15 protein-coding genes and 2 other annotated features are annotated in these 20,980 nt (G+C 28.7%); all 15 genes read left to right on the plus strand.

The window, feature by feature from the left end:
* Positions 1-16 precede the first annotated feature (16 nt).
* The gene (locus J2Z24_RS12240; protein WP_035145579.1) at positions 17-1,006 is read left to right on the plus strand and encodes a sugar-binding protein; all 990 of its coding nucleotides are present in this window, start codon (positions 17-19) and stop codon (positions 1,004-1,006) included.
* A complete protein-coding gene (locus tag J2Z24_RS12245) occupies positions 993-2,465 on the plus strand; it encodes a sensor histidine kinase (protein WP_162175674.1) in 1,473 nt (490 codons plus the stop codon). Before J2Z24_RS12240 ends, J2Z24_RS12245 begins: the two co-directional genes overlap by 14 nt.
* Positions 2,465-3,826 carry a helix-turn-helix domain-containing protein gene (locus J2Z24_RS12250; protein WP_035145581.1) on the plus strand — a complete coding sequence of 454 codons (1,362 nt, stop codon included), beginning with the start codon at positions 2,465-2,467 and terminating at the stop codon, positions 3,824-3,826. Before J2Z24_RS12245 ends, J2Z24_RS12250 begins: the two co-directional genes overlap by 1 nt.
* Before the next feature lie 193 nt (positions 3,827-4,019).
* A complete protein-coding gene (gene xylF, locus J2Z24_RS12255; protein WP_035145583.1) occupies positions 4,020-5,069 on the plus strand; it encodes a D-xylose ABC transporter substrate-binding protein in 1,050 nt (349 codons plus the stop codon).
* 99 nt (positions 5,070-5,168) lie between these two features.
* A complete protein-coding gene (locus tag J2Z24_RS12260; RefSeq protein WP_035145585.1) occupies positions 5,169-6,701 on the plus strand; it encodes a xylose ABC transporter ATP-binding protein in 1,533 nt (510 codons plus the stop codon).
* Positions 6,691-7,836 (plus strand): sugar ABC transporter permease, encoded by a 1,146-nt coding sequence (locus J2Z24_RS12265; protein ID WP_035145586.1) that lies wholly within the window; start codon positions 6,691-6,693, stop codon positions 7,834-7,836. Before J2Z24_RS12260 ends, J2Z24_RS12265 begins: the two co-directional genes overlap by 11 nt.
* A 104-nt stretch (positions 7,837-7,940) precedes the next feature.
* A complete protein-coding gene (xylA, locus tag J2Z24_RS12270) occupies positions 7,941-9,263 on the plus strand; it encodes a xylose isomerase (RefSeq protein ID WP_035145587.1) in 1,323 nt (440 codons plus the stop codon).
* Between the two features lie 107 nt (positions 9,264-9,370).
* Positions 9,371-10,909, plus strand: coding sequence for a xylulokinase (gene xylB / locus J2Z24_RS12275; protein WP_035145589.1), 1,539 nt, complete (start codon positions 9,371-9,373; stop codon positions 10,907-10,909).
* A 45-nt stretch (positions 10,910-10,954) separates the two neighbouring features.
* Complete coding sequence (locus tag J2Z24_RS12280; RefSeq protein ID WP_035145591.1) at positions 10,955-11,860, plus strand: hypothetical protein; 906 nt, start codon at positions 10,955-10,957, stop codon at positions 11,858-11,860.
* 100 nt (positions 11,861-11,960) lie between these two features.
* Entirely contained in the window at positions 11,961-12,251 is a 291-nt protein-coding gene (locus J2Z24_RS12285) for a hypothetical protein (RefSeq protein WP_035145594.1), read from the plus strand.
* Between the two features lie 42 nt (positions 12,252-12,293).
* Positions 12,294-14,645 carry an ATP-dependent DNA helicase gene (locus J2Z24_RS12290; protein WP_477100029.1) on the plus strand — a complete coding sequence of 784 codons (2,352 nt, stop codon included), beginning with the start codon at positions 12,294-12,296 and terminating at the stop codon, positions 14,643-14,645.
* 80 nt (positions 14,646-14,725) lie between these two features.
* Positions 14,726-15,014, plus strand: a binding site (T-box leader).
* A 180-nt stretch (positions 15,015-15,194) separates the two neighbouring features.
* Positions 15,195-16,502, plus strand: a complete 1,308-nt coding sequence (brnQ, locus tag J2Z24_RS12295; protein ID WP_035145599.1) for a branched-chain amino acid transport system II carrier protein — start codon at positions 15,195-15,197, stop codon at positions 16,500-16,502.
* Positions 16,503-16,594: 92 nt separating this feature from the next.
* Positions 16,595-16,851 (plus strand) — a binding site (T-box leader).
* A 63-nt stretch (positions 16,852-16,914) separates the two neighbouring features.
* Positions 16,915-18,219 (plus strand): branched-chain amino acid transport system II carrier protein, encoded by a 1,305-nt coding sequence (gene brnQ / locus J2Z24_RS12300; protein ID WP_035145601.1) that lies wholly within the window; start codon positions 16,915-16,917, stop codon positions 18,217-18,219.
* 312 nt (positions 18,220-18,531) lie between these two features.
* Positions 18,532-19,437, plus strand: coding sequence for a D-alanine--D-alanine ligase (locus tag J2Z24_RS12305; protein WP_035145602.1), 906 nt, complete (start codon positions 18,532-18,534; stop codon positions 19,435-19,437).
* Between the two features lie 10 nt (positions 19,438-19,447).
* Positions 19,448-20,893, plus strand: coding sequence for an aminotransferase-like domain-containing protein (locus J2Z24_RS12310; RefSeq protein WP_035145604.1), 1,446 nt, complete (start codon positions 19,448-19,450; stop codon positions 20,891-20,893).
* The last annotated feature ends 87 nt before the right edge of the window (positions 20,894-20,980 follow it).

Raw genomic sequence — 20,980 nt, forward strand, 5'->3', positions numbered from 1 at the left:
AAAGGTGGCTCATAGTATGAAAAAAAATAAGATGTATTTAATTGTTTTAAGCATTGTAGTATTTAGTCTTATAATTCTACTTTTCGGAATTAATAATATTAAAATATGTGAAGTTAAAGGAGAAAAGTTAAAGCCTAAAATAGTATTATTGGCACATGTGTATCAAAACCCTTACTGGTCTTATGTTAGAAAAGGTGCAGAGTATGCAGCTAAAGAAAGAGGAGCCGTTATAGAATATAATGGCCCTCAGGCTGCTAGTGTAAAATCAGGTATAAAACTTATAGATATGGCCATAGCTTCCAATGTAAGTGGAATAATAACATATGTACAAGATGAAAAAGAATATACTCCATATATAAATAAAGCTATAAGTAAAGAAATACCTGTAATAACAGTAGACTCTGATGCCAAAGGAAGCAACCGGTTGGCGTATATTGGCACCGATAACATAAGGGCAGGAGAAAAAGCAGCAGAAGAGTTAATAGATAACATAGGCCAAAATGGTAAAGTTGCTATAATTATGGGAGGAAAAGAAGTAAAAAATCAAATAGAAAGAGTAAAAGGATTTATTGATTATTTAAAGCAGCATTCAGATATTGAAGTTACAACTATAGAATCCTCTGGATCATACACTTTAGAAGCAGAGTTAGCAACAAAAAAAATATTAAAATCTAATAAAACACCAAATGCTTTATTTTGCTCTAGTGCTTTAGATGGAGTAGGAGCAGCTAAAGCTATTACTGACTTAAATATGGCGGGAAAAATAACTGTAATTTGTTTTGATGATTTACCTGAAACTGTAGAGAACATAAAGAAGGGAATTGTACATGCAACAATAGTACAGAGACCTTATGAAATGGGATGTAGAAGTGTAAATATGATAATGGATAAACTTCAGGGGAAAAAGTTACAAAAGGATTATTTAACAAATGTATCAGTTTTAAATAAATCAAATATATATAATTACAGTAGATATGAGGGTGAGCAGAATAGTGAACAGAAATAGTTTAAAGTTTAAGCTTTTATTTTTGGTGTTAATAATAGTTATATCTATGGCCTTTATCAACTTTTATGCTATACTACAAGGGAGAAATGTTGAAAAAAAGTATAGTAATATGATAAATAAAATGATTATAATAGACAGTATAGGTAAAAATATAACTAATTCTTCTTTTTATTTTGATAAATATTTTTCTAGTAAAGCACAAAGTGACTACGAAGAATACTTAAAATCTTATGATGAAGCTAAAAGAAAAATAAGTATTTTACAAGAGGACTTAAATATAGAGAGCATGTATACTTTAAGGGATTTAAAAAATCTTTTAATTAGTTATAGAGAAGCAGGGATAAAGGCTTTAGATAAATTCAGAAGCTATAAAAAAACAGATAGATTTTATGAAGACTTTTTAGAAACAAAGAAAATAGCTTCTTATTGTAATGAATATGTTTACAAGCTTCATGATAGTTATTTAAACTATAATAGTAATACATATAAGGTGTTAGATAAACAAAATAAATTAAATAATTTAATAACAGTGATTTTACTTTTTATAATAATTTGCAATTGCATAATAATAGCATTTATTTTTTCTAAAGATATAACTAATCCTATAGAAGAATTAGTTAATAATGCAGATAAGGTTTCTAAAGGAGATTTTAATGTATCTAAAATAGATAAGTCCCATATATACGAAATAGATATTCTTGCAGAAGGATTTAATAGGATGGTAGAAGATATTAATAAACTAATAAATACCATACAAGAAAATGCTATATTAGAAAAAAAACTGAAAGATCAGCAAATGAGAAACCTTCAGATTAAAAATATGTTAAAAGAAACCCAACTCAAGGTTCTTCAGTCACAAATAAATCCTCATTTTTTATTTAATACTTTGAATTGTGTTGTACAAAAAGCAATAATAGAAGATGCCTATGAGACGGAAAAACTTATAAATTCTATATCTCAGCTTTTAAGGTATAGTTTGAATATGATTGAAAATCAAGCCTATTTAAAAGATGAAATAAATATAATAAAACAATATGTATATATACAAGAAACTAGGTTTGGAGATAGAGTAAAGTTTGATATAAATGTAGATAAAACCTTAGAAAATATAAAAATACCGGGTATGTCTCTTCAGCCATTAGTTGAAAATGCTTTTATACATGGAATAGAGCCTAAAGAAGAAGGCGGCTTTATAAACATAGATGTATATAAGGAAAATAATTTTTGTATAGTTAAAATTGAAGATGATGGAAAAGGTATAGACACTGAAACTTTAGATAGAATTCTTAATAAGAAAGATAATGAAAAACATATTGGTCATACTACAGGTATTGGCATAAAAAATGTAATAAATAGACTTAAAATTTTTTATAATGATGATAAGGTTTTCCATATAGAGAGTGAAGAAGACAAAGGCACAAAGATTTATATAAAAATAGGGATGGGAGCAGTGAAGTAATGTGGAAACTTTTAATAGCTGATGATGAAGCTTTAGAAAGAAAAGTTATAAAAAGTACACTAATTAAGAAATATGGAGATAAAATAACTGTTTTTGAAGGGAAAAATGGTAGAGAAGCTATTGAAATAGCAGATAAGGAAAAGCCTGATATTTTTATAATGGATATAAAAATGCCTGGTATAAATGGAATAGAATCTATAAAGGAAATTAGAAAAATTCATAAAGATGCTTATTTTATAATTCTCACAGCCTATGATTATTTTAATTTTGCAAAGGAAGCTATCGAATGCAATGTAAAAGAGTATTTATTAAAACCTTTTAATAGAGAAACCTTTTTAGAAAAGATGGATAAAGCTATACAATACATGAAAGAAAGAAAAAGTAAGAAAAAGAAGGAGCTAATTCTTAAAGAACAAATATATAATGTGAAACCTATGATTGAAAATGAACTAAGTTATTCTATAATAAGTAACAGCTTAAATCTTATAGATTATCATATGTGTATGGAATGTTTAGATATGAATTTTAAATTAGGATATGCTATGATTATTAAAATAAATAAAAAGTATTCTTATAGAAGCATGAATGATAATGAAAAGAAAATTATAAAAAGTAACATTAGTGAATTTATAAGAGAGTTAATGAATAGATACTATAAGTTTTTGGTAAACAGTTCTTTTACAAAGAATATTGTAGTATTTGTACAAAATGATATAAAAAATGATTACTCTGTAAGGATTGATTCTATAAATTTTGGAAGAAGATTAAGGAAAGAAGTTAAAGAAAAATTTGCAATGTCCTTAAGTATAGGCATAGGAAAGCAATATAGTGGAATCGATAATTTAATTCAATCTTACAAGGAAGCATATATATCCTTAAATCATAACATACCGGATGTAAACGTAAAGCATTTTCAGGATATTATTACAATAATAAGCCAAAATCATATTAAAAACAATGAAGATAAAAATTATAAATATATAGAAGAAAGTAATATAGAGAATAATATATCTGATTTATATAAAAATGATGAGAATAATAGTAAGTGTATATTATTAAAATCTATAGAGTATATAAAAAATAACTATAATAAAGATATAACTTTAGATAAATTAGCAAACAAATTTAATTTGAGTCCATACTATTTTAGTAGAATTTTTAAGGAGTTTACCGGATTAAATTATTCGGAATATGTTACAGATATAAGAATTGAGAAGGCTAAAGAAATGCTTAAACAACAGCAGCTTAGCATAAAAGAAATATGTTTTAAAGTAGGATATAATGATCCTAACTACTTTAGTAGAGTTTTTAAAAAGGTGGAAAAAATTAGTCCAAAAGAATATAAGGATAATATAAAATGATTTTCAAGTTTTTGTGTAATAAAATAGGAATAAAAGTGCTATATAGCAAAATAATGCTATATAGCACTTTTTTGTTTTTAAAGAGAACATATATGTACAGCTTTTAAGCAAATAAGTGCATGGATAAATGATGAGATTACATATAAGATTTAAATGTAAACATTAACAATAAACTGATTAGGGGGAGTTTTGAATGAAAAGCAAAAAACTTTTTAAAGTAATAACTTTTGCTTTAGTGACAGTTATGACAGCAGCAGCTTTAGTTGGTTGTTCAGGGAAAAAGGAAACAACAGCTAAAAAAGATAGTAAGAAATCAATAAAGATAGGTATGTCTATTGATGATTTGAGGCTTGAAAGATGGCAGCATGACAGAGATTTATTTACAGCAAAAGCTAAAGAACTAGGTGCGGATGTATTAGTTCAATCAGCTAACGGAGATGACCAAACTCAATATTCACAGGCAGAAAACTTAATTTCCCAAGGAATAGATGTATTAGTTGTAATTCCGCATAATGGAGAAGCCATGGGAGCTATTGTAGAGGAAGCACATAAAAACGGAGTAAAAGTATTAGCTTATGATAGATTATTAACTAATTGTGATGTGGATTATTATATTTCTTTTGATAATGTAAAAGTTGGAGAGTTACAGGCGGAAGCTTTAGTTAAACAAGTTCCAAAAGGAAATTATTTCTTAATGGGTGGTTCACCAACTGATAATAATGCTAAATTATTTAGAAAAGGACAAATGAATGTTCTAAAACCACTTATAGATAAAAATCAAATAAAAGTTATTGGAGATCAATGGGCAAAGGACTGGTTACCAGAAGAAGCCTTAAAGATAATGGAAAATGCGTTAACAGCTAATAACAATAAAATTAATGCAGTTGTAGCTTCAAATGATAGTACTGCAGGTGGAGCAATACAAGCTTTAGCAGCTCAGAAATTAGATGGTAAAGTAGCTATTTCAGGACAGGATGCAGATGCAGCAGCATGTCAAAGAATAGTTGAAGGAAAACAAACAATGACAGTTTATAAGCCAATAAAAACATTAGCAACAAACGCAGCAGAAATGGCAGTTAAAATGGCTAAAGATGAAGAAGTAGAAACAAATGGTGTTACTAACAATGGGAAAAAAGATGTTAAATCAAAATTATTAATTCCTATAGCAGTAACTAAGGATAATATGAAAGAAACAATAATAAAAGATGGATTCCATACTACGGAAGAAGTTTATAAAAAATAAGTAGCCTATTAAATATATTAAATTAATATTTTACTAAAGGGGAAAAGAAAAAAGCTTTTTCCTTTTAGTAAAAATTAAATAAAAAGGCAGGTAGTTTGTATGAGCAAATATATATTAGAAATGAATAATATAACTAAGGAGTTTTCAGGTGTAAAGGCTTTGGATAATGTCTGTCTTAAAGTTGAAAAAGGAGAAATACATGCATTATGTGGAGAAAATGGTGCTGGTAAATCCACATTAATGAAAGTTTTAAGTGGAATTTATAAGACTGGAACCCATGGTGGGGAAATAATATATGAAGGTAAAAAGATAAATTTAAATGGAATAAAGGATTCAGAAAATTTAGGCATTATAATAATTCATCAAGAACTAGCTTTAATTAAGGAATTATCAATTAGCGAAAATATATTTATTGGATCTGAAATTAGTAATCATGGAATTATTAATTTTAATGAAATGTACAATAAGACCAAAAAGCTGTTGGATGAGGTAAAGCTTGATATAAATCCAGCTACTAAAGTAAAAGAATTAGGTATAGGACAACAGCAGTTAGTGGAAATTGCAAAAGCATTAGCTAAAAATGCAAAATTACTTATATTAGATGAGCCTACTGCTTCATTAACAGATAGTGAAGTTAAAGTACTTATGGGAATAATGAAAGGATTGAAAGCAAAAGGGGTTACCTGTATATATATATCACATAAATTAAATGAAGTAATGTTATTAGCAGACAATGTTACAGTAATAAGAGATGGAAGGGCAATAGGAACAGAAAAAATAGAAAATTTAACTGAAGAAAAAATCATAAAAATGATGGTCGGAAGAGAAATGAAAGATTTATATCCTAGAGAAGAGCATGAAATAGGAGAAGAGTTTTTTGAAGTAAGAAATTTCACAGCCTATGATAGCTCAAATAAAAAAATAAAAAAAGTGAAAGACTTAAACTTTAAGTTAAGAAAGGGAGAGATCTTAGGTATAGCTGGACTTATAGGTTCAGGAAGAACAGAATTGGTATCCTGTATTTATGGAAGCTATCCAGGAAAATATGAAGGAGAAGCTTATTTAGAAGGAAAGAAACTTAATATAAAAGGTCCAAGTGATGCATTAAAATATGGTGTTGCTATGGTGCCAGAAGATAGAAAAAGACATGGCATTATAGCTGATATGTCTGTAAGGAATAACATAACTATAGCTAATATACTTAAATATAAGGGAAGTTTTAATTGTATAGATAAAGATCAGGAAATACTAGATGTAAAAAAATATATTGAAGAAATAAAAGTAAAAACCTCTAGCATGAACTTAAATGTAGGTAGTTTAAGTGGAGGAAATCAACAAAAGGTAGTTTTAGCGAAAAATCTTTTAGTTCAACCTAGGATATTAATATTGGATGAACCTACTAGAGGAATAGATGTAGGGGCAAAATATGAAATATACAAGCTTATGTTCGAACTTGTAAAAAAAGGTATTTCCATAATTATGGTATCATCAGAACTTCCAGAAGTGCTAGGAATAAGTGATAGAGTTCTTGTAATGCATGAAGGAGAATTAAAAGGTGATTTTATAAATAAAGATTTAACTCAAGAAAAAATTATGGAATGTGCTATAGGAGGTAGCAATAATGGAAAATAAGAAAGAAAGTAAAAAAATAAAAATTAACTCCAAAATGTATACAATGATAATAGCAATGATATCTATATGGATAATATTTACTGTTACAACTGATGGAAATTTTTTAACTCCAAGAAACTTATCAAATCTTTTAAGACAGATGTCCATAACAGGAATACTAGCAATTGGAATGGTTTTTGTAATTATATTAGGAGAAATAGATCTATCAGTAGGTTCTTTATTAGGCTTACTAGGAGGAATTGCAGCTATACTTAATGTTTGGTATAAAATGAATGCTATAACTACAATAGCTATAGTTTTAGCTTTAGGATTAATTCTAGGATTATGGAATGGATGGTGGATTGCTTATAAAAAAGTTCCATCTTTCATTGTTACTCTTGCAGGAATGTTAGTATTTAGAGGGATACTTGTTGGAATAAGTAAAGGTCAAACAGTAGCGCCTCTTACAAAGGATTTAAAGATAGTAGGACAGGCTTATTTCCCAGATATATTTGGCTACATTGTAGGGACATTGGCTATAGTAGCTAGCATTTTAATAATGTCAAATAGTAGAAAGAAAAAAATCAAATATGGACTAGAAGTACCATCAAAAGCTTTAGATTTTGCTAAGATAGTAGCAATTACTATAATAACACTATTGTTTATAGTAATACTTAACAAATATCAAGGGTTTCCTGTGCCTGTATTTATAATGCTTGTACTTGCTGTAATATTTTCATTTGTTAGTAGCAATACAGTATTTGGAAGAAGAATATATGCAATTGGTGGTAATAGAGAAGCAGCTAAATTATCAGGAATAAATGTAAATAAAAGCGTTTTAATAATTTATGCTATTAATGGATTAATGGCAGCTATAGCTGGAATTCTTTTGGCGGCTAGGTTAAATGCGGGTTCTGTAGCAGCAGGACAAAATGCTGAGCTAGATGCTATTGCTTCCTGTGTCATTGGAGGAGCAAGCTTAGCAGGTGGAGCAGGTTCTGTAAGTGGAGCTTTGGTAGGAGCTTTAGTTATGGCAAGTATAGATAATGGAATGAGTATGTTAAACACTCAGCCATTTTGGCAATATATAGTTAAAGGGTTAATATTATTGATTGCAGTGTGGGTGGACATAACTTCTAAAAACAAGCAGGCTTAGACATCTTATGAAAAATAACTATATAAATATAAAAGTAGAGGTATTAGTTATTTATAGAAGACCATAAGATTTTAAATTTTAATTATTGTGAGGAGGCTATTATTATGCAAGATATTTTTAAAGAAGTACCAAAAATAAAATATGAGGGAAAGGATTCAAAGAATCCATTAGCATTTAAATATTACAATCCTGATGAAAAAATAGGATATAAAACAATGAAAGAGCATTTACGTTTTGCAGTATCCTATTGGCATACTTACACTGCAAATGGAGCAGACCCATTTGGAGCAGGAACAATGCTTCGTCCTTGGGACAACATTACAGACCCTATTGAATTAGCTAAAGCTAGAGTAAAAGCAAATTTTGAGTTTATGGATAAATTGGGAGTAGAATTTTTCTGTTTCCATGATAGAGATATAGCGCCGGAAGGAAGAAATTTAAAAGAAACTAATGAGAATTTAGATATAATAGTGGAGTATATGAAGGGATTTTTAAAGGATTCAGATAAGAAACTTCTTTGGGGAACAACTAATGCTTTTAACAATCCAAGATTTGTTCATGGAGCAGCTACTTCACCTAATGCAGATGTTTTTGCTTATGCAGCAGCTCAGGTTAAGAAGGCTCTTGAAATTACAAAAGAATTAGGTGGAGAAAACTATGTATTCTGGGGTGGACGTGAAGGTTATGAAACTTTATTAAATACTAATACTACATTAGAATTAGATAACTTTGCAAGATTTTTACACATGGCTGTAGATTATGCTAAAGAAATAGGATTTGATGGTCAATTCTTAATAGAACCAAAGCCAAAGGAGCCAACTAAGCATCAATATGATTTTGATGTAGCTACAGTTTTAGGATTTTTAAGAAAATATGATCTAGAGAAGCATTTTAAAATGAACATTGAAGCTAATCATGCTACATTAGCACAACATACCTTCCAGCATGAATTAAATATGGCTAGAATCAATGGAGTTTTAGGAAGTGTAGATGCAAATCAAGGAGATTTAATGTTAGGATGGGATACAGACCAGTTCCCAACAAATATATATGATGGAACTTTTGCTATGTATGAAATATTGAAAAATGATGGATTACATAAAGGAGGACTTAACTTCGATGCAAAAGTAAGAAGAGCTTCATTTGAACCAATAGATCTATTTTATGGATATATTGCAGGTATGGATACATTTGCAAGAGGATTAAAAGTTGCACATAAATTATTAGAAGACAAGGTACTAGAGAACTTTATAGATAAGAGATATGAAAGCTATACTACAGGTATAGGAAAAGAAATTGTAGAAGGAAAAGTTGGATTTAAACAATTAGAGAAACATGCTTTATCATTAGGAGAAGTAAAGAATACATCAGGAAGACAGGAAATGCTTGAAAGCATAGTAAATCAGTATATAACTGAAGTCCAATAAATGTAATAAGTAAAAAATATAATATAAATTGAAAAACAGTGAAAAGCTTAAACCCCTCTAAGTTTTTCACTGTTAATTTAAATTACACAAAAAGGGAGGCGTTAAGAATGAAACAATATCTATTAGGTATAGATATAGGAACATCTGGTACAAAGACTGTGTTATTTGATGGTTATGGCAATACAATAAGTACTTCTACAGAAGAATACGAACTTTACCAACCAAAAGCAGGCTGGGTTGAACAAAGACCTGAAGATTGGTGGCAAGCAACAGTAAAGAGTATTAAGGATGTTATAAGGAAAAGTGGAGTTAATAGTAAAGATATAAAAGGTATAGGATTATCAGGTCAGATGCATGGACTTGTATTATTAGATAAGAATAATAAAGTATTAAGATCTTCAATTATATGGGCAGATCAAAGAACAAGCAAAGAGTGTGAACAAATAACCAATTTAATAGGAAGAAAAAGATTAATAGAAATAACAGCAAATCCAGCTTTAACAGGATTTACAGCTTCAAAAATTATGTGGGTAAAAAATAATGAACCTGAAATTTATGAAAAGGTTAATAAAATATTACTGCCAAAAGATTATATAAGATTTATGCTTACGGGAGAATTTGCAACAGAGGTTTCAGATGCAAGTGGTATGCAACTTTTGAATATAAGAGAAAGAAATTGGAGCAGTGAAGTATTAGAAAAACTACAAATAGATAAAGAACTTTTAGCTCCAGTATATGAATCACAAGTAGTTACAGGAAAGATAAAAAGAGAAGTAGCGGAAATTACAGGACTTAATAAAGAAACTATAGTGGTAGGAGGAGCAGGAGATCAGGCAGCAGGAGCTATAGGAAATGGTATTGTAAAACCTGGAATAGTATCATCAACCATAGGAACCTCAGGAGTAGTTTTTGCTTATACAGATAAAGTTACAATAGATCCATTAGGAAGAGTTCATACATTTTGTCATGCAGTGCCCAATACTTGGCATGTAATGGGGGTAACTCAGGGAGCAGGGCTATCTTTAAAATGGTTTAGGGATAACCTTTGTACGTCAGAAAAGGAAGCATCAAAGCTTATGGGGATAGATCCTTATGAAATTATGACAAAGGAAGCATTAAATGTGCAACACGGTTGTGAGGGACTTATATATCTTCCATATTTAATGGGAGAAAGAACTCCTCATTTAGATTCTTATGCTAAGGGAGTATTTTTTGGACTAACTCCCCGTCATACTAAAGCTCATATGTTAAGAGCAGTTATGGAAGGAGTAAGTTATAGTTTGAAGGATTGTATGGAAATTATAAAGGAATTAGGCATAGATGTTAAAGAAGTGAGAGCATCTGGAGGAGGAAGCAGAAGTCCTCTCTGGAGGCAAATGCAATCAGATATGTTTAATAGTGAAGTTGTAACGATTAATTCCAGTGAAGGGCCTGCATTGGGAGTTGCAATTCTTGCAGGGGTTGGGGCAGGAATATATTCCTCTATAGAGGAAGCCTGTGATAGTATAATAACTAGAGAAAACTCACAACAGCCTATAGAAGCAAATTATAATAGTTATATGAAATATTATGATGCATATAAAAGCTTATATGTATCTTTAAAAGACAATTTTAAATCATTATATGGTATAATTAATAGTAAGTAAGGAAGGTCTTGGTGTTAATTTTATAAGAAGGGGATGTATTTAATAATGAACGTAAAGTTACAGGAAACTAACTACAAGAACTTTGGTAAATGTTTAAGAGTTTTTAATCAAGAAGTAGAACTTTATGTTACCCTAGACATGGGACCTAGAATAATAAAATATAGTTTTTTAGAAGAAGAAAATCAATTTTGTGATGACATTCCAAGTACAATGGAAGTATTTAGTGAACAATGGCATTTAGCAGGTGGACATAGATTATGGCATAGTCCAGAGGAAAATCCTAGAACCTATATACCAGATAATAAGCAGGTGAAATGGATAAATAGCGCAAATGGAGTTGTATTAGAAAGTGGAGTAGAGTCTTGGACACAGATAAAAAAGGAGATAGAAATAAATCTAAGTGAAAGTGGAAGCAATGTTAAGGTAACTCATAGATTAATTAATAAAAATGCGTGGACTATAGAACTTTCAGCTTGGGCTCTTACAGTTATGGCATCAGGGGGTATAGAGATAATACCACAACCGAAAAGAGATACTGGATTGCTTCCTAATAGAGTTTTATCTTTATGGCCATATTCAAAAATGAATGATTCTCGTGTTTATTTTGGAGATAAATATATAATTTTGAAACATAATAAAGATATAAAGGAAGCATTTAAATTAGGATTATCTAACCAAGAAGGTTGGGCCGCATATTTTAATCATAATAATCTGTTTATTAAAAAATTTAATCATCACAAAGAAAAAAAATATCCGGATTTTGGAGTATCTTATGAAACCTATACTAATGAATTTATGACAGAAATGGAAACTCTATCACCAATAACAAATCTTCAACCTAATGAAACGTTAACACATGTGGAGAGATGGGAATTAGTTAAAGATGTTTCTTTCCCAGGATTCAATGAAGAAAAATTAGATGAAATAGTGAATAGAGAAATAAGATATTAAAATTTAAGTAAATGTTAAGATTTACGTAAGAATATAGTAAGAATGCCCCTTTATAATATAGTTATAGTTAACTTTATAACTAAAGTAAGGGGGCATTTTTATGTTTGAATTTTTGATGTTTCTTTTTTCATCTTTATTAATTATGATATTTTTAGAATGTAATATTAAAGATAAATATTTTAATAGTTATATTAGAAAACATTACTTTAGAATATTGAAAAACATATTTAATATTTTAGTTATAATATTTATTTTTATTCATAGAACGTATATTTTGCCATTGCATGAAATAGGCAATCTTTTGATTATATCTTGTATAATGGCAGTAATATTTAATATAATTCAAATGAATAGACACATTCAATTTTTAAAGAAGGAAAAAGCATTATAATATAGAATTTTTAATATAGAGTAAATATATTATTAAAGGCTGATGTTTATGAATAATGAAGTTAGAATATCTGTAAGAAATTTAGTGGAATTTATATTAAGAACTGGTGATTTAGACTCTACCTTTATAGGAAGTAGTAGAGCAGTAGATGGGACTAGAATTCATCAAAAGATACAGAAAAACAAAGGAGAAGATTATTTACCAGAGGTTTCATTAAAGCACACTTTTGAATATAGAGATATGACCATTACATTAGAAGGAAGAGCGGATGGAATAATAAAGAATAATGATGAAATAATTATAGATGAAATAAAAAGCACCACAAGAGATATAGAAGGAATAGATGAAAATTATAATCCATTACATATGGCACAGGTAAAATGTTATGCCTATATATATGCAAAACAAAACGAGATACCTATTATAGGAGTACAGTTAACTTATTGTCAGGTAGAGACAGGAAAAATTAAATATATATTAAATGAGTATTCTCTAAAGGAATTAGAGAGCTTTTTTTATTCATTAATAGAAAAATATTATGTTTGGGCAAAATTTACCAAAGATTGGTCAGAAAAGAGAGATAAAAGCATAAAGGAATTAACTTTTCCTTTTTTACATTATAGGCGTGGTCAAAGGGAATTAGCTGTAGCAGTATATAGAACTATTTCTCAGAAGAAAAATATATTTTTGCAAGCTCCAACAGGCATAGGGAAGACTATATCTACCATATTTCCAGGAGTAAAGGCTGTGGGAGAAAAGTTAATATCTAAGATATTTTATTTAACCGCTAAGACTATAACCTCTTCTGTAGCATTAGAAGCTTTCAATAAAATGGAGGGTAAAGGACTACAATTTAAAGTTGCAACTATTACTGCTAAGGATAAGATATGTTTCAAAGATAAACCTACTTGTAATGGAGAACAATGTGAATTTGCTAAAGGACATTTTGATAGAGTAAATGAAGTTATAATGAAAATACTTAAAAGGGAAAATTTAATTAATAGGATTGTTATAGAGAAATATTCTAAAGAATACAAAGTATGTCCTTTTGAATTATCACTGGATTTAACACTTTGGGCAGATTGTGTTATATGTGATTATAATTATGTGTTTGATCCTAGAGTGTATTTAAAGAGGTTTTTTGATGCAGGTAAGGAAGATTATTTATTTTTAATAGATGAAGCACATAATTTAGTAGATAGAGGAAGAGAGATGTTCTCTGCTGAATTAACTAAAGAAGAATTTTTAAATGGAAAAAAACTAACAAAAAATTCTTCTTCAAAGCTTTATAAGATATTTAATAAATTGAATTCCTATATGTTAGACATGAATAAAAAATGTAATGAAGATGGTTTTTATATGCAGAAGGAAGAGCCATTAGAAATATATCCTTATTTGAGAAATTTAGTTAATGAAGGAGAGGAATGGTTAAAGGGAAATGAAAAAGGAGAAGGTTATGAAGAAATATTACAAATCTATTTTAATGTTTTAGCTTTTTTAAGGATTAGTGAATTTTATGATGGAAAATTTGTAACTTACGTTGAAAAAGAAGGTAAAAATTCAAAATTGAAATTATTCTGTTTGAATCCAGCTAATCTTTTAAATATGGCAATAAAGAGAGGAAGGTCTGGAATATTTTTTTCTGCTACTTTAACTCCTATAAAATATTTTAAAGATATTTTAGGCGGGGATAAAGATGATTATTCCATGAGGTTTGAATCGCCTTTTTCTATAAAAAATAGAGCATTAATGATAGCATCTAATATATCTACTAGATATAAAAACAGAGAAAATAGTGTAAGAAAAATAGTAGACTATATAAAAGCTTTTATAAAAATTAAAAAGGGAAATTATTTAGTATTTTTTCCATCTTATAAATATATGGATATGGTATTAGAAGTGTTTGAAAAAGAATATAATGATGTAAAAATTATTGTGCAAAATTCTTTTATGAAAGAAGAAGAAAGGGAAGAATTTTTAAATAACTTTTATGAAGAAGGAGAAAAAACTTTAGTGGCTTTTTCAGTACTTGGAGGCATATTTTCAGAAGGCATAGACTTAAAGGGAGAAAGACTTTCAGGAGCAATTATAGTAGGAGTTGGTCTTCCTCAAATAGGTTTTGAAAGAAATATAATAATGAATCATTTTAATGAAGAAAACAATTGTGGTTATGAGTATTCCTATATGTATCCAGGCATGAATAAAGTTCTTCAGGCTGCTGGAAGAGTTATACGTTCAGAGAAGGATATTGGTGCAATTTTGCTTATAGATGACAGATTTACAAGCAAAAATTATCAAAAATTATTTCCGAGAGAATGGATGAATAATTTCATAGTTAGAAGTTCAGATGACATAGAAAAAATCTTAGGGGAATTTTGGAAAAGCAAGAAATAAAAAAAAGTTTCATTTTTATATTGACAACTTGTAAAATTCTAAATATAATGAGAGACAATAAATTAAATTCAATAAAGAATTTTTAAGCTATGACGGAGATAAAATTATCCAATAAGTTGACTACAGAGAACCAATATTTGCTGAGATTTGGTGTTAATGGGATATAATACTCACTCCAGAGCTTCCTAGTCGAAAAATTTTTGAGTAGACAAGGACGTATACCAACGATATATGGTTAGGGTTAACTTAAAATAATATTGTATGATTAATTTACTGTGTTACAATTAGAAGTTGACTTGAAAGAGATGTGATTAGTTTTTAGTCATAAAGTAAGGTGGTACCGCGTAAGTATAGTCTTTCGTCCTTATAATAATAGTTTATTTATTAGGATGAAAGGCTTTTTTTATTACTTGACTTAGTTTTTAGACTATAAAAACTATGTACACAATTTAGATATTTTAAGTTAAAATGCGTTTTTAAATTTGCATATTGAATATTACTTATGTAATGTGGAATTATTTTAAATTTGAAGAAGGGATGTTGTACTTTATGAAAAAGAATAATAAAGACTTTTTAATTATAGGCTTTGCACTTTTTGCAATGTTTTTTGGAGCGGGTAACTTAATATTCCCACCATTTTTAGGAAAACAGGTAGGAGATAAGTTTTTATTAGCTAATTTAGGATTTGTTATAACTGGAGTAGGATTACCATTCCTTTCTATACTATCTTGTTCTAAGTCTAATGGAAGTTTTGAAGATATGGCAGGGAAAATTAGTAAGACATTTGCTATGTTATGTTCTATTGCTATATTTCTCGCTATAGGACCTATGCTAGCAATACCAAGAACAGCAGCTACAACTTATGAATTGACAATACAGCCTATGTTTCCATGGATGACACCACTTGTATCTATGATAATCTATTTTTCTATAAATTTATGTTTTGTGTTAAAGTCTTCAAAAATAATTGATAATATAGGAAAATTTTTAACTCCAGCACTATTAATTACTCTTTTAACAATAATATTTAAAGGTATATTCTTCCCAATAGGAGAAGTAGCAAACATGAATACAACTTCAGTGTTTTCAAATTCCTTAATGGAAGGATACCAAACTATGGACGCTTTAGCTGGACTGATGTTTGCCGCAATAATAACTTCTTCAATTACAGATAAAGGGTATAAAGGGTCAGATGTAATGAGTCTAACTATAAAATCAGGTATTGTTGCAATTTTAGGATTAGCTTTAGTATATGGTGGATTAATGTATTTGGGCGCTCAAACAAGTTCAATAATATCTGGAGAAATATCAAAAACAGCTTTATTATTAGAAATATCTAAGAGAAGTTTAGGTGTTTATGGAAGTATGATTATTGGAATAGCTATAGGATTAGCTTGTTTTACAACATCAGTAGGATTAATAACAGCAGGATCAAGATTTTTTGAAAAAGTAAGCGGCGGAAAGTTATCTTATAAATTGAATGCCATAGTGATATCTTTAGTTAGTATAGGTATCGGAAGCTTTGGCGTAGACAAAATAGTAAAAATATCTGTACCAGTGTTATGTATATTATACCCAGTATCTATAACGTTAGTATTGCTTAATTTATCTAATAAATTATCAGAGAATAGATTTGTTTTAAGAACTACAGTATATACATCTTTAGTTTGCAGTATAATTGAAACTCTTCCATCAATAAGTGTAAAGTTAGAATTTGTAAAATCTATAACTAATTTAATACCATTATCAAATATGGGATTTGCATGGGTAATTCCTACAGTATTATCTTTAGTAATAGCTTTATCAATTAGTAAAATAAGAGAAGGGAGTTCCCGGAAAGTTGTAGAAAATCAATAAAATTACAGATATGTAATATATTTTAACTTTGTGTTGACAAGTGGAAAAAATAACAATATAATGAAATATGGATAAAAAAGTTTAATATTGTATAATAAGCTATGATAGAGAGAAAAATATTTAGTTCGTTAACTACAGAGAATCAACGAGTGATGAGAGTTGATGTTAATGAGAATATATAATACTCACTCTAGAGCTTTCTAGTTGAAAGAAATTTTAGTAGACTAGAACGTAACCAGCGATATATGGATAGGGTTCATATTAAAAGAGTAGCCTTTAAAAAGAGGTATGATTTTTGTTAAATCATAAATAAGGTGGTACCGCGGAAGCAAAGTCTTTCGTCCTTATAATAAAATTATTATAAGGACGAAAGACTTTTTATTATTAGAATAAAATTAAGGAGTGTGTGTTCATGAAAAAAACAACAAAAGACTTTTTAGTAATAGGACTTGCATTGTTTGCAATGTTTTTTGGAGCAGGAAACCTTATATTTCCTCCTTATTTAGGAAAAGCAATGGGAAGTAAGTTTTTAATAGCAGCTATAGGATTTGTAATAACTGGAGTGGGACTTCCCTTTTTGGGAATACTTGCTTGTACAAAAACTAATGGTAATTTTGAAGATATGGCGGGAAAAATAAGTAAAAGATTTGCGATATTATGTTCTATAGCCATTTTTTTAGCCATAGGTCCAATGTTAGCAATACCAAGGACAGCAGCTACAACTTATGAAATCACTATACAACCAGTATTTCCATGGATGTCATCATTAGCTTCTATGATATTATATTTTGTATTAAATTTATGTTTTGTTTTAAGACCTTCAAAGGTTATAGATAATATAGGAAGGTTTCTAACTCCAGCACTTTTAATAACTCTTGCAATAATAATAATAAAAGGAATAGTATATCCAATAGGGACCGTAGAGCAAACTGGTGTTACATCTGTATTTTCAAATTCTTTAATAGAAGGATATCAAACTATGGATGCTTTAGCTGGACTCATGTTTGCTACAGTAATTACTTCTTCAGTTTTTCAAAAGGGATATAAAGGGGAAGAAGCTATATCAATAACTATAAAATCTGGATTAGTAGCAATATTAGGACTAGCATTAATATATGGTGGACTAATGTATTTAGGGGCACAAACAAGCTCAGTAATATCTGGAGAAATATCAAAGACAGCTTTATTATTAGAAATATCAAGTAGAACTTTAGGGCAGTATGGAGGCGCAGTTATAGGAATCGCTATGGGGCTTGCTTGCTTTACCACATCAGTAGGATTAATAACAGCAGGATCTAGCTTTTTTGAAAGTGTAAGTAATGGAAAATTGCCTTATAAAATAAATGCTATAGTAATATCTATTGTTAGTATAATAATAGGAAATTTTGGTGTAGACAAAATAGTAAAAATATCTGTACCAGTATTATGTATATTATATCCTGTATCAATGACATTAGTAGCAATAACTTTAGTTAAAAAACTATCTAAAAATAGTTTTGTATTAAAGATTACAGTATATACTTCTTTAATATTTAGCATAGTTGAGACTTTACCATCTATGGGGGTTAATTCACAAGCTTTAAAATCTATACTTGCATTTATTCCATTGTCAAGTATGGGATTTGCTTGGGTTACGCCAACAGTATTGGCACTAATTATTTCTTTAATTATTACTAAAGGAAAAGACAATAGTTCAGAAAAAGCTTTAGAAAATTAAAAAAGGACTTAACATAGATGATAAATAATAAAGAATAAATAATGAATATTTTTTTATATTCATTATTTATTCTTTTTTCTATATCTATATTTTAAATTTTTACTTTCGTTAATAAAGGATACATTAGAAAATTTCAGTATTGACATATGAGTTGCCTCCTGTATATTTAATAATGGACAATTTAAAAAGATTGCGAAGCACTTTTTTATTGTTTACCACTATAATGTTAAAATAAACTTACAGTGGTACTTTAATTATATACTGTTGATGAATAAAATAAAATTGATAAGTTATGTGTTAGGAGGTTTTTATATGCAAATAGGAGTTGTAATGGGTGGGATATCCACTGAAAAAGAAGTATCCTACCTAACAGGAAAGTATATTATAGAAAGTTTAGATAAGAGCAAATATGAGGTTTTACCTATTCCTATAAATACAAAGTATGAACTTATTGATGCTGTTAAATGCTTGGAGTTTGCATTTATTGCTTTACATGGTAGTTTTGGAGAGGATGGAAAAGTTCAGGCGCTACTTGAAACTATAGGAGTTCCGTATTCAGGATCTGGAGTTTTAACAAGTGCTTTATGTATGGACAAGGATATGAGTAAAAAAATGTTTTTAGCAGAAAAAATACAAACTCCTTGTTGGACGATGATAAAAAAGGAAGAAGAAATAGATTATAATAAAGTAGAGAAGATGGGCTATCCTGTTATAGTTAAACCTAATAATGGAGGTTCTAGTATAGGAGTAGCTATAGTATACAGCAAAGAAGATTTAAAAAAGGCAGTAAAAGAAGCTTTGGAGTATGATGAAGAAGTTATGATAGAAGAATATATAAAAGGGGAAGAAATAACTTGTTGCATGTTAGATAGGGAGGTATTACCCGTACTGTCTATAAAGACAAAAGAAGAGTTCTTCAATTATTCTTCAAAATATGATGAGAATGGAGCAGAAGAAAAGGTTATAAAACTTCCAGATACTTTACAAAAAAAGGTGGAGGAAATATGTATAAAATGTTGGGATAACTTTAAATTGAAAGTCTATGGAAGAATAGATATGATAATAAAGAATGGGGAAGTATATGTTTTAGAAATAAATACACTTCCAGGAATGACTAAAAATAGTTTATTTCCTAAAAGTGCAGCGGCATATGGACTAAGTTTTAGTGAACTTTTAGATAGGATAATAGAGTCTTCATTGAATATAAATAAATTTTGAGGTGTTTTAGTTGTTTAATAATATAAAATTAAAAGATGGAGAAGTAGCATATATTCAAATATACAATTATATGAAAGAAATAATAGAGAATGGTATGTTGCCATCAGGAAGCAAATTACTTTCTACAAGGGAAATGTCAACTATGATGAAAGTAAGTCGTAATACTATAATGAAAGTGTATGAAATGTTAGAGGATAATGCATTAGTATATACTGAAAAAGGAAAAGGAACTTTTGTAGAGAAGGTTGATGTAAATAAAAATAAGGATTGGAATATAAATTGGATTACTAAAATAAGTAACCATGCTAAAGTTGCAGAACAATTGGATATTATGAAACATGAGCAAATTTATAAAAAAGGTATGATTTCTTTTAAAAGTATAGCGCCAGATGAAAGCCTTTTTGATGTGGAAGAATTAAAAAGAGCATTTTTAAACAGAATGGCTTTAGAAGGAGAAAAAATATTAAATTATGGATATGCTAAAGGCTATAAACCTCTTATAGATTTTTTAATAGAATACATGGAGGAAAAAGGGGTTAATACTAAAGGAAAAAGTATAATCATAACTAATGGTTTCACTGAAGGATTTGATATAGCATTATCTTCTTTAACAGAGAGAGGAGATAATATATTATGTGAAAACCCTACTCATAATACTTCTATTAAATTAATGAGATTGTATGAACTAAATATAATAGGAGCAAATATTAATGAGGAAGGAATAGATTTAGAAGATTTAGATAAAAAACTTCAGGAAAATAAGATAAAGCTAGCTTATATTATCCCTTCTTACCACAATCCTACAGGAATGGTTATGTCTTCAGAAAAAAGAGAAAAGGTTTATAATATACTAAAGAAATATAATGTTCCTATAATTGAAGATGGATTTAATGAAGAATTACAGCATTTAGGCACTCATATTGCACCAATAGCAGGGATAAGTGGAGAAGAAAATTCTGTAGTTTATATAGGAAGCTTATCTAAAATACTTTTCCCAGGAATGAGAATAGGATGGATATTTGGGGATAGTGAACTTATTGATGTTTTAGAAAGTGTTAAAAGAAGTAGAAATATACATACTTCTTTTCTAGATCAGGCAATTTTATATGAGTATATGAAAAGTGGATCTTTTGAAAAATATGTTAAAAAGGCTAGAAATATATATAAAGAAAAATATGAATTAGCTAAAAAACTTTCACAAGAGTATATACCAAATGAATTTGTTTTAGGAGATGGAGGATTATATTTATTTATAAAACTAAAAAATATAAATTCTAGACAACTACTTAGTGAATGTATAAAAAGAGGAGTAATTTTTACACCAGGAGATATATTTTATACAGATGGTAGAGGAAAAAATTCTTTAAGATTAGGATTTTCTAGACTTACACTGGAGGATATAGAAAAAGGTATAAAAATAATAGGGGAACAGGCAAAAATGTTAAAATATAGGTAAACATCAGCTGTTGTTAATTTGACAACAGCTTCTTTTTATGTCTATTATTTTATTGGTTTAACATAATAAATTATTAAAATAATTACA

The sequence above is a fragment of the Clostridium tetanomorphum genome (assembly GCF_017873215.1).
In the GTDB taxonomy this organism is placed as follows: domain Bacteria; phylum Bacillota; class Clostridia; order Clostridiales; family Clostridiaceae; genus Clostridium_AO; species Clostridium_AO tetanomorphum.